The sequence below is a fragment of the Corallococcus sp. CA041A genome (genome assembly GCF_003612075.1).
Classification (GTDB): Bacteria; Myxococcota; Myxococcia; order Myxococcales; family Myxococcaceae; genus Corallococcus; species Corallococcus exiguus.
Genome location: NZ_RAWF01000308.1, coordinates 1 through 11,298, shown reverse-complemented (window position 1 = coordinate 11,298; position 11,298 = coordinate 1). Strand labels below are relative to the sequence as shown.

The following is an 11,298-nucleotide window of genomic DNA, read 5'->3' as shown; positions in this document are numbered from 1 at the left end:
ACTCAGGGGGTGGGAGACCGGGTGCCCCAGGCCCCAAAGGCGCGCTCCAGGAGGGCGTCGCTGGAGAGGCCGGGACTGGCCTTGGCGGCTTCCACGTCCAGGCCTTCGCCGTGGCCACGGCCCTGGCCTTCGAAGAGGACCTGGGGTCCGTCGAAGGAGGCGCGCTGGGGGCAGGAGGGGAGCTTCAGGCCGGCGCGCAGCGTGTCGCACGGGAGGGAGCGCGCGTCCTCGTAGGGCGCGACGGGGGTGCCTTCAGTGCGCAGGTAGCGCACGCGGCCGGACTCGAAGCGCAGGGAGACGAGGTTCGTGCCGAGCAGGGCTTCCACCTCGGTCCGGGGGCGGGCTTCGCGCCACGGGGTGTCGCCGCCCTGCGAGAAGGTGAGCCACGCGTCCCACTTCAAGGCTGGGAGCTGGAGGGCGCGGGTCTCTTCCGGACGGATGCGCACGGTGCCTCGGAAGGCCTGGCAGTGGGTGGTGTCGCAGAGGGCGCGGCCGGAGTGGCGGGTGTCGGCGTGGCGCTCGTTGTGCGCGGCGACGCGGGCCAGGGCGACGCGGGCTTCGCCCTTGAGCGTGACGTCCTCGGCGGCGACGACCCCGGCGGTGTACTGCACGCGCGTGGTGCGGAAGACGAAGTCGGAGCCACGCCGGGCCTTGAGGGCGCTGGGCGTGGTGGGCACGCCGGGTGGCGGGCGATACAGCGGAGGCGTGGACCAGGTGAAGACGCCCGCGTAGTCGCGGCCACCGTCGGGGCCGTCCGGGAAGCGTATGCGCCACGGGCTGCCCAGGCAGACGGAGGGGCCCTTCGCGGTGAGCGCATCCAGGCGCGAGAAGTCCGGTGGCGCGGCGCGCGGAGTGCCGTCATCGAGGGAGAAGCCGGCGCCCGAGCAGCGGGCCTCCACGGTCGCGGAGGGCAGCAGGCCGAGCACCTGCACTCGCGCGGCCTCCAGTCCCGCCTGGCGGCGCACGCGGGTGAGGAGCGCGGGGAGTTCATCCACGAAGTGCCGGGGCATCTTGCCGGGTCGCACGATGACGGCGACGAGGTCCGCGTCCACGGCGGCGATCCATCCAAACTGCGGGCGGCTCGCGGCGTCGCGCACGGTGCCCGTCTTGGTGGCGACGCCCTTGAGGGCCTTCGATGTGGAGAGGCCACTGAGCGTGCCTTCGTCCACGTTGCCGGTGAGGAGCGCGAGCACGTCCGGCCGCGCCTCCGCGAGCAACCGGTACGCCTGCGCCATGCCCCACGGAGACAGGCCATGAGCGGAGCGGAGCCCGATGGCCTCCGTCATGTCCGTGGGCAGGCCGGTGAGCCCCACGGAGGACAGCACGGGGCCCCAGACACCGAAGGCCTTCGGTGCGAGGCCCGTGGCCTCCCAGTCCAGGAACCAGCCGTTGCACGAGCGCAGGAGCGCGAGCCGCGCGTCCACCTTCGCAGGCAGGCCCGCGCCGCAAGCCCACTCCTGCACGCCCTGGCGCGGCGCGAGCAGTGGGGGCGCGTTGGCCTCCGGAGCAGCATGCCCCGCACCTTCGGGTGTGGCGGCCGCGGTCTTCGCAGGTGCGCCGGACTCCACACGGCCCGAGCCCAGGAGTGCGGTGCCGCGCCCCTCGGGTGCAACGACCGTCATCGAACGTGCGTCGGAGCCGCTGGCATCGCCAGGCGAAGCACCTCCTCGCGCGACAACGGTTCCCGCCGCGTACAGGAACGGCTTGAGCGTGGAGCCATAGGGCACCGTGCGGCGCACGTCGCCCTCCGAGAACAACACCTCTCCCGAATGCCGGCTCACCACCACCGTGGCCGCCTCGGGCGCGAGCACCGCCACGTCCGCCAGCTCCTCCACCGTTAGGGGCGCTGCCCACCGCGCTCCGTCATGACACTGGCGCAGCCTGCGCGTCAGCGCGGCGGGAAACCCCGTGTGCTCACCCAGGATGCGCGCGAGTCCCCTTCTCGCTCGCGACGTGTCCACCGCTGGCGCGCTCGCCACCTCCTTCGCCGCGCGCGACAGCGATTGATAGGGACCGTCACGCCACGCGGGCAGCTCGCCGCTCACCGTCAGCGCGAAGGCTTCGTGGAAGAGCCGGTCCTCACTGGACGCGGGACAGGCCCACCACAGCAACTGATGCGCCAGCTCATGCCGCAGCGCCGTGCGCGTCTTCGCGTCCAGCACGCCGGGCGTGTTCTGCCGCAGCTCCACCACGCCGGGCCGGCCCTGCGCGTTGCGCTCGGGAGTCAGCGACGTGCCCTTCTGAATCGTCACGGTGGCGGGGGCCCTCGTGGGAAGGCCACCCGCCTGCGCCGCGTATTGCGCCTCCAGTGACGTCCATGCGGCCTGGGCCTCACGGCGCAGGTCCGCCTCGGGCGTCACATCCCCCCGAGTGACGAAGGTGGGCGAAGCCGACAACAGCACGGCGACGGCGACGGCCCACCCCATGGGCTACAGGTCACTCACGGACGTCTTCGAGGGCACCACCTTCAACACGTCCGACGCCGTGCGGCCCCGGATGCGCGCCGAGTACATGTCCTCGATGGTCGCGGGCGGCGCCGCGAACGTGCCCGCGAACTGCGCGCGCATCACGTAGCCCACCGTGCGAGGGCTGTCGCTCCACCACGCCGGTTCCTCGAAGAAGAACGTCGCGTGCGAGGGGTCCAACTGTCGGCGCTTGAGCGCCTCCGGAGCCAGCGGCAGCGAGTGCGGCGGACCGCGGAAGGACTTGTCCTCCTGGAGCGGGACGAAGCCCGCCGGAACCGCGTCCTCCACCACGTAGTACGCCGAGCGCGCCCGGTTCTCCCCGCGCGCGTCCAGCGTCAGCTCCACGTAGACCTCTTCGCCCTGCGTCACCTGCACGCCCGCGTCCAACTTCACCTTCCCGCCCTCGCGCAGCACGTAGTACGCGCGCTCCACGGACATGCCGTTCACGCGCGGCTGTACGTCCTTGAGCGGCGTCATCGCGGCGGCGCGCAGCGTGGCCACGCCATCGAAGCCACCCACGTCCACCGTGCGAGTCCCCGCCGGCAGCGTGGCCACCAGGCCCATGCCGCGCGTCGTGAACTTCACCGGCGCCGAAGCACCCTTCACCTCCGGCGGCGCCATGCCCTTGAACGCCTTCGCGTCACGCTCCACCAGCCAGAGCGAGTGCAACAGCGCCGTGCTCCGGTCGAAGGTGGACAGGCCCGGCTCGCTCAGCATCTCCAGGATGCGCTTGCGCGCGCGCGTGACATCCAGCGACCCGAACGACGCCGCGTGCGCGGTGATGGCGGTGAGGCCCACGCGCCGCAGCGGGAAGCGGTAGAACGCCTCGGACATCTCCGCGTCGCCCCGGAGCCCCGCGAGCTTCGCGAAGCCCTCGCCGCTCTCCTTCACCAGCCCCTGGATGCGCCCCTGGAGGCCGGGCTCCTTCATCACGCCCGCCTTCTCCGCGGCCAGCACCGCGAGCGCCAGCGGGTACAAATCCCCCGGCTTCGCGGCCTCCACCAGCGCGCGCACCCGAGCCGCCTGACGCGGACCCTGCAGGCGCGCGAGCACGTAGGCGCGCGTCGCGTCGTACTCCGTCGACAGGCCCTCCTGCGCCTCCAGCCACTTCGCGCTCTCCTGGATGCGCGCGTCGTCGCGGTCCACCAGCCCCGCCTCGGACGCGTACGACAGGCCGTCCAGCGCGATGAGCGTGAGCGGCAGGCTGGGCTCGCTGTAGCCACCGAACCAGGTGAAGCCACCGCCCTTCACCGCGAGCCCCAGGATGCGGGCCGTGCCCTGCACGGAGCGGCTGCGCGCCTCCGCCAGCAGCGCCTGCGAATCCGTGTCCAGCTTGTCCAGCGCGCCCGCCTTCTGGAGCACCTGGTACACCGCCACGTTGGGCACCGTCGTGGAGACCAGTTGCTCCAGGCACCCGTACGGATACGTGAGCAGCTCGCGCACGTTGGAGAGCGCCGCGTCCACCGTGGACGGCTGGAGCACCAGCTCCACGCGCGTCAACGCGGACGCCTCCGGGGCCTCCAGCGCCAGCGCGCCGCCGCCCCACGCGCTCACCTGCACCGCGTCCTCCACGGCGGCCGGGGCCACGTCGAAGCGCTTCAGGTCGCGCAGCGGATCCTTGCCGCCCACCACGTCCACGGAGAGCTGCGCCGGGCCCGTCTTCGACGCGTGCAGCGTCACCGGCACCACCTGCTCGCCGCCCTCGCCCAGCTCCACCTTGCGCTGGAGCGCGTCCGCCTGGAGCGCGCCGCCCGGCTGCAACCGCACGTCCAGCACCTGGCTGCCCTTGGACTTCGTCCCCGCGGACAGCCGCACGGACGCGAGCGCCTCGTCGCCCTCACGCAGGAACTGCGGCAGCGCCGAGTAGACGTTCAGCCCGCCGCGCGTGGCGAACTCCGCCGTGCCCTCACCGAAGCGGCCGGACGTGTCCGCCGCCACCGCCGTCACCACCCACAGCGTCTGGTTGGAGGGCAGCGTGAAGCGCACCGTCGCGCGCCCGTCCCGGTCCGTCACCACCGCGGGGTCCCAGTGCGCCGTGTCCTTCTCCAGGTCCTTCGCGCTGCGGGTGGGCGGCTTGATGGACGCGAACGCGTGGTCGGGCAGCCCCGCCATCTTGCGCGCCAGCTGCTCGCCGTAGCCGTAGCCCTGGAACTCCGCCGAGTAGAAGTTCGTCACGTTGTCGCGCGCCGGCGGATAGAAGAAGTCCAGCACGCCAGGGCGGAACTCGGACTGGATGGCGTAGACGGCCTTGTCCACCACGCCCACGGACAGCTGCGCGGACACGCCGTTGCCGTCGCTATCGGTGACGCGCACGTCGATGGCCTGCTCCGTGAGCGGCAGCGCCTCCGCGCGGCGAGGCTGCAGCGCCACCGTGAGCGTGCGCTCCTTGGGCACCACGCGGAACGCCACCGTGCGCTCCTCCCAGCGGCCCGTCGCCGTGGGGTACGCCACGGACGCGTACACCGCGCTGCCGAAGCGCTTCTCCACCGGGAAGGAGTGCACCAGCGTGCGGCCCTTCAACCGCACCACCGCGGTGCCGTACAGGTTCGCGCCCGTCAGCGTCACCCACACGGGCCCCACGTCCTTGCCGTCCTGGCCCCAGCCGTCCGGCATGAGCGCCACCAGCTTCGCGCTGTTGCCCGGCTCCAGCGTGCCGGACAGCGACGCGAGCGTGAGGTTGGGCACCTGAGCCACGGGCTCGTCCGCGCCGCCGATGACGAGCAGCGACTCCTCGCCCGTCCACTCCTCGCCCTTCTTGTCCTTCACCGTCACGCGAGCAAGCACCCGGCCCACGTCCGTGGTGGGCACCTTCTGGCGCGACGTGCCGTCCTGCTGCGTGGTGAAGGTCTGCGTGCCCAGCGTCTTCTCGCTGCCGTCCGCGCGGACCAGCACGAAGTCCACCTCGCCCGTGGTGACGCCGTAGCCCTTGCCGGACAGCGTGGTGGCGCGCACGGACAGCTGCGCGTCCGAGCCCTTCTGCACCACCGCATCCGAGAACCGCGCCACGCCCAGCACCTCCACCTTCGACAGGAAGAAGGCGGCGGTGCCGGTGGCGAACGTCTCCTGATCATCCCGCGCGCGCACGGTGAGGCTGTAGCGGTACGGCAGCCGGTCCTCGCCCGCGCCGAGCGGGGGCACGGCGACCTCCACCTGGGCCTCGCCCTCCGCGTCGAACTCGCTCGCGGAGGACCACGGGTCGCCCGCGGCCTGGCGCTCCGCGATGGACGAGTACAGCCGCTCCGGCACGCTCAGCTTGCCCTCGCTGCTGGAGGCCGAGCCGTACGTCACCGCGCTGCCCTGGCCGCCGCGGCCGGAGTCGTCCACCCACGCGGGCGCGTCCAGCAGGCTGCGGTAGAGGAACACCTCGTACTTCGCGCCCTTGGGAACGCCGCCCGCGTAGCGGCGCGCGCGCACCGTCACGCTCACCGTCTGGCCGGGCACCACCGTCTCCGACGCGGGCTGCACCTCCAGGTAGAACGTGGGCTTCACGTAGTCCTGCACGCGCGCCTCGCCCTGGTGGGGGTGCTCGTCCAGGTCCGCCTCGATGCGCAGCACGCCCGTGCCCAGGTCGGCCGGCACCTTCAGCGTGCCGTTGAACGCGCCGAACTCATCCACCGCCACGCGCGTGACAATCTCGCGGCCCTCCTGCGACATCAGCTTCACGCGCACGTCGCGCTTCTTCGGCGTGAAGAGCCGCGCGAGGAACGTGTCCGGCTGACGGACGAGCCCGCGGAACTTCACCTCGTTGCCCGGCTTGTAGACGGGCCGGTCGCTGTAGATGAACACGTCCGGCGCCACCGCCAGCGTGGAGTAGAAGTCCGTGTCCACGATGGCCGTGTCCTTCCCGGACGTCACCGTCGCGATGATGCGCGGCTCCGTCACCGCCAGCGTCACCTCGCCCTTGTCGTCCGTGGTACCCGCGGGGCCCTTGCCCGTGGGCAGGTACACCTGCACCTGCGCCTTCGCGCGCGGCTGCTGATCCCTCCCCGCCACGCGCACCAGCACCTGGCCGTCGGTCTGCTTGAGCTGCACGGTAACGTCGCTGACGACGAGCACCACCTGCCCCTCCACCCGGCCCTGCACCAGTTGGAGCACGTAGGTGCCCGCGGGCAGCGGCGCGAGCAGCACCCGGCGCTCCTGGAAGCCGCTGCTGCTGTCTCCCGTGTCGAAGCCCGGCACGTTGAAGTCCCGGTTGGCGCCGCCCAGGTCCAGGTTGAGCCACTGGCTGCGCACCACGGAGAAGCCCGGCGGCGTGCCCACCAGCTTCTCCGGCCCTTCCGCCACCTTCGCCAGCGGCTCGCTGGACGAGGACTCTCCCGGCGGCGGCGGCAGCGACGTCCCCACCTCCTGGCGGAAGTCGGGCGACAGCGCCTCCATCAGCACGATGCCCGGCGAGCGCACCGCGTTGAGGCCGCGGCTCAGGCCACGGCCCGGGTTGAGCAGCGTGGGCGGCGTCTCGTACGCGCGCCGCAGGTCGCCCTGCGCGCGGATGAACGCGTCCAGGTTCGCGGGCTGGAGCACGCGCAGCTCGACGGGGCCCTTGTCCTCGAAGGCGACGTCCACGGCCACCGGCTCACTGCTGCCGTAGGAGCGCGGGACGGTGATGTAGAGCGGCTTGGCCAGCGCCACGCCGGACAACAGGAGCGCGGCCAATGCCGCGAAACGCACGGAGGTCTTCATGTCCCAAATCCTTCCGACGCCATGACGTAGCCCTGCGCGTTGCCGCGGAAGCCCAGGTACGGCAGGGCCTCCAGGTCGCGGCGGGCCGCTTCGATTTCAGGGGGCAGCGCCTTGGGCATGGGCGACGAGCGGTCCACGCGCGCCTCGGACGTGTAGCCGTCCATGGCGAGCCCGCTGAGCAGCCGCCCCATGTTGACGCCCAGCAGCACCGTGGAGGGCGCGCGCAGCCCCGCCACCACGGGGCCCGCGGCGTTGAGCATGTTGGGGGCGCGGCCTTCGCACGCCTTCTGGAGCCGCTCCACCTCCTGCTGGCTCGTGGCCAGCACCACGTGCTTGCACAGCGTGGTGCGCACCAGCGTCCGCGCGCCACCGGAGAACAGCGCGGACAGCCCCTCCGCGTCCTCCTCATCGCCCCACAGCAGGGCCAGCTCTGGCTCCATCGACGCGCTTCCGCGCGGCGTCCACGCCAGGGCCACCTGGCGCATGCGCATCTGGGCCCGGCTTTCGCCCTTCCAGAAGGCCTTGAGCTGCGCGGGCTCCAGCGACTCCGGCAGCGTGAGCCGGAACGCGAACAGCACCGGCGTGTCTTCGGGCACCAGCTTGAGCAGGTCGTCGGAGAGGGGCTTGCCGACGGCCACCGACATCCCGCCGACCTTCCCGGCGATGCCCTTCGCCACCAGCCGGTCGCCGTCCACGCGCAGTTGCAGCCGCGTGTCCTCGCCCAGGCCCAGCACGTGGGTCAAGAGCTGTGCCTCTCGGCCGTAGGCGTTCGGGTCGAAGCCCACCTCCACGTCCACGCCACTGTCCGCGTCCAGCTCCGGCAGCGCCGTGCAGAGCGCCTGGAGCACCACCACCGGGTGCCGCGACAGCACCAGCCGGTCCGCGGAGCGCGCGGCCCACACCGTCTGCTCGGCGACGAGCCAGCGCGACAGGTGGAAGCCACCGTCCGGCACCTTCTCCCCGCCGGTCGGGCAGCTGTCCGCGACCATCTCTCCGCGCTTCGCCACGGAGTCCAGCGCGTCCCATGCCGACTGCGACGTCTTGTTCGCCTTCGGCACGATGAGCGCGGGCGTGCCCACGCGCGCGTCGCCAGAGAACCACACCGTGCGGAACGGCGTGTCGAGCAACTGCCCGACGACGACGTCCAGCACCGCGCCCTTGAAGGACGCCTTGAGGTCGGTGCCGGTGGAGCCCAGGAACGCGGCCCAGCCGCTCGCGAAGCCCTGGCCCAGTGGCTTGTCCCACTGAGACTTCAACCACGCGTTGCGCGCCAGCGCGTCGCGCACCTTCACGGGCGAGTGCACGTCCACCCAGATGGCGGGGAGCGCCGTGGCGCCGGGCACCTCCATCTTCGTGGGCTCGGAGGACACCTCCGGCATGCCCTCCACGGTGGCGCCCGCGGACGGCGGGCCCTTGGGCTCACCGGAGGAGAAGGCGGGGCCGGAACCGCCACCGCCGCTGCTCTTGCGGCCGATGACGAAGGCCCCCACGCCCACGCCCACGACGATGGCGCCGATGAGCGCGATGCGCACGGCGGACGAGGGGCCCTTGCCTCCGCCTCCAGCGGGGGGCGGCGGGCTCACGGGAGACGTCATGACATCCACTCCTTGAAGCGGAAGAAGCCGAGGAAGGAAGCGTTGGCCGGCACGGGGCGCCACTCCAGCGGCGCCTCGGTGGCGAGTGAGTCCAGGATGCCGGTGCGCACGCGCGCTCCAGCCTCACCGGGGTGGTAGACGACGCGCGCGGGTGCATGGGCCCGGTCCTCCGGGCGCACCACGAGCATCAGGTGGAAGACGGGGCCCGCGTCGTGCTCCTGGCGGAAGGCCACCACGTCCCCGGTGCGAAGCTGCTCGCGCGCGTCCACGCCCCGGCCCAGCGGAACGAAGCTGCGGCTGATCAGCGTCTCCGCGTCCGCGAAGTCGGAAGGTCCGCCGCGCACGTCCCGCCACAGCGGGGAGGCGAGGCGCTCGGAAGCCACGCGCCGGTAGGCCGTGCGGTACGCGTAGCGGATGAGGCCCGCGCAGTCGCGCTGCGCCGGCTGCCACGCGGCGTCCGGAGCCTTCACCTGCGCGAGCGCCACCTGCGCGACCTCCCTGCGGAGCAGCCGCGCGCGAGTCTCCGCGGCCACGGGCTCCGACGCGATGACCGCGCCTTCACGCACGGGGGCCGTCCCGGACGGAGCGGGACCCGCGTTCAACAACAACGTGAGCATCAGGACGCGCATGGCGGGGCCGGGCCGGGAGCGCCGGTCGCTTCAGTAGCCTTCGTCTCCCTCACCGCCACCGTCACCACTCTTCTGGAGCTCCTTGACCGCCTCCTCCAGGTTCGTGGGCCAGCCGTTCCCCTTGGGCTTCGGATCCGCGGACGGCACGTACACCTCCGCCTGCCCGTCTCCCAGGATGTTCACCCACGCGAGCACGCGCGTCGTGCCCGGCGTCGCCAGCGGGATGCGCACGCGGCGGCGGACCTCGCCCGGCGTGCCTTCAAAGAGCGCCAGGTTGAGCGTGGCCACCGTGTGCGCCTTGTCACCGCTGGGCCAGTAGTTCGTCGCCACCAGGTACACGCCCGTCGGCGGCGCACGGTGGATGTAGAGGTACGGGCCGTATGCCGGCTGGTCGAAGTCGCCGCCCTGCTCGTTGAGGAAGAACGTGCCGCCGGACGGGCTCTCCGTGTTCGCCCAGTACACGTGCGCCATGGACGTCACGTCCAGCGTGTCACCCGCGCTGCTCGCGTCCGTGGGCTCGTAGATGTGCAGGTCCGTGTAGACGCCGTCCGTGTCGCTCGTGAGGATGGCCTTGAGCGGCACCGAGGGCACCTGCGCGTAGCTCGTCGCCTGCGCGCGCGCCGTGCCACCCTTGTTGGTGGCCATCACCGTCACCACGTTCTTGCCGCTGGCCGCGGGGAACTTGCGGCTGAAGCGCCCCCCTTGCGTGCGCATCAGGTAGCGGTCGCCGTTGATGGACACGACCACCGGATCCACCGAGGGGTCGCTCACCGTGCCCTCGATCTTCAGCATCCGGTCCACCGTCCACCCACCGGACGGCGCGCTCAACACCACCTTGGGAACCGTGTCGCCCCGGCCAATGGGCACGCCCTGCTGGCGGGCGGAGACCGACGGCGCCGTCTGCGTGAGCAGCCCGGCGAGAAGGACGGAGAGCATGGTGGAGCCTGCGAACCTGAAGGTGAGCTGCGCGAACCGCGTGTCCGCGAAGGGACACAGCGTGCGGCAAGCCCCTACCCCTTTTCAAGCCACCCGGCCCCCACCGGCGCCAAGGCCCGGGAAGCCCCCCCGCCGCGACGCTGGACGTCGCGGCCTTCTCCTCCCTTCCTCGCGAGTCCGTCCGTCCGCCCGGCCTACGAGCCCGGACACCCACGGTCACGCGTCAGAAGGGCCCTGCTGCGCCGCACCCGACTACGCCGGGCGCTCCCAGCCGTGGCGGTTCACGAAGTCCGACACCATGGCGGCCGTCGTGTCGCGGATCTTCTCCACGTCCGCCGCGGACTTGCCCACCGTGTCCTCCATGGGCCAGTCCTCGCGCTTCTGGTCCGTCACCGACGGCGCGTCCGGCAGCCCGCCCAGCGTCACCAGGATCTGCGCGCTGTTCGCCAGCTCTGGAGTCAGGCGCTGCGGCTTCGCGTCGCCCAGGTCCACGCCCATCTCTTTCATGGTCGCGAGCACCTCGGGATGCAGACGCTCGGCCGGCTGCGTTCCCGCGGAAATCGCGCGCGCCTTCGCCGGGTCCGCCAGCAGGTTGAAGAAGGCCGCCGCGATCTGCGAGCGACCCGCGTTGTGCGTACAAGCGAAGATGACCGTGTTCATCGCACCGCCTTTGGAGTGTTGATAATCATGATGTTCCTGGGCTTCCTGGGAAGTATCACATCCTGAGTGGGGAAGAGGACAACGCTCGCCCTCGCCCATCACGTCCCCCTGACAGGGGGTGTCATGACGACGGATATGGGTAGGATTTGACTCCGCGCGAACCCTTCTCTCGGTCGGAAGCCGGGGGGATGCCTAGGTTGGTGGGGTCATGCAAAGCACCCCTTCCTGGGCCTGGGTCGTCTTCTGGGCGCTGCTCCTGGCGCTGCTGGTGGTGGACCTGCTGGCGCACCGGGGAGGGCGGGGGCAGTCGCGGCGCGCGGCGGTGCTGTGGAG

At 72.0% G+C, this 11,298-nt stretch carries 6 protein-coding genes; all 6 read right to left on the bottom strand.

All coding sequences use genetic code 11. The annotated features are described in order from the left end of the window. Positions 1–2: 2 nt before the first annotated feature. The 6 genes from D7V77_RS36160 to D7V77_RS36135 all read right to left on the bottom strand — a co-directional run bounded on the left by D7V77_RS36160 (position 3) and on the right by D7V77_RS36135 (position 10,965). Positions 3–2,426, bottom strand: a complete 2,424-nt coding sequence (locus tag D7V77_RS36160; RefSeq protein WP_120580817.1) for a hypothetical protein — start codon at positions 2,424–2,426, stop codon at positions 3–5. Positions 2,427–2,429: 3 nt separating this feature from the next. After that, positions 2,430–7,145, bottom strand: coding sequence for an MG2 domain-containing protein (locus tag D7V77_RS36155; RefSeq protein ID WP_120580816.1), 4,716 nt, complete (start codon positions 7,143–7,145; stop codon positions 2,430–2,432). Further along, positions 7,142–8,740 (bottom strand): hypothetical protein, encoded by a 1,599-nt coding sequence (locus tag D7V77_RS36150; protein WP_199733949.1) that lies wholly within the window; start codon positions 8,738–8,740, stop codon positions 7,142–7,144. Before D7V77_RS36150 ends, D7V77_RS36155 begins: the two co-directional genes overlap by 4 nt. Continuing rightward, positions 8,737–9,369 carry a DUF1175 family protein gene (locus tag D7V77_RS36145; RefSeq protein WP_120580814.1) on the bottom strand — a complete coding sequence of 211 codons (633 nt, stop codon included), beginning with the start codon at positions 9,367–9,369 and terminating at the stop codon, positions 8,737–8,739. Before D7V77_RS36145 ends, D7V77_RS36150 begins: the two co-directional genes overlap by 4 nt. A gap of 30 nt (positions 9,370–9,399) precedes the next feature. Beyond that, positions 9,400–10,305, bottom strand: a complete 906-nt coding sequence (locus tag D7V77_RS36140; RefSeq protein ID WP_120580813.1) for a DUF2135 domain-containing protein — start codon at positions 10,303–10,305, stop codon at positions 9,400–9,402. Positions 10,306–10,557: 252 nt separating this feature from the next. Then, the gene (locus tag D7V77_RS36135) at positions 10,558–10,965 is read right to left on the bottom strand and encodes a low molecular weight phosphatase family protein (RefSeq protein ID WP_120580812.1); all 408 of its coding nucleotides are present in this window, start codon (positions 10,963–10,965) and stop codon (positions 10,558–10,560) included. Between the last annotated feature and the right edge of the window lie 333 nt (positions 10,966–11,298).

Coding starts and splice junctions, on each gene's coding strand:
- D7V77_RS36160 (WP_120580817.1), bottom strand. CDS start 2,426: ATGGGGTGGGCCGTCGCCGTCGCCGTGCTGTTGTCGGCTTCGCCCACC.
- D7V77_RS36155 (WP_120580816.1), bottom strand. CDS start 7,145: ATGAAGACCTCCGTGCGTTTCGCGGCATTGGCCGCGCTCCTGTTGTCC.
- D7V77_RS36150 (WP_199733949.1), bottom strand. CDS start 8,740: ATGACGTCTCCCGTGAGCCCGCCGCCCCCCGCTGGAGGCGGAGGCAAG.
- D7V77_RS36145 (WP_120580814.1), bottom strand. CDS start 9,369: ATGCGCGTCCTGATGCTCACGTTGTTGTTGAACGCGGGTCCCGCTCCG.
- D7V77_RS36140 (WP_120580813.1), bottom strand. CDS start 10,305: ATGCTCTCCGTCCTTCTCGCCGGGCTGCTCACGCAGACGGCGCCGTCG.
- D7V77_RS36135 (WP_120580812.1), bottom strand. CDS start 10,965: ATGAACACGGTCATCTTCGCTTGTACGCACAACGCGGGTCGCTCGCAG.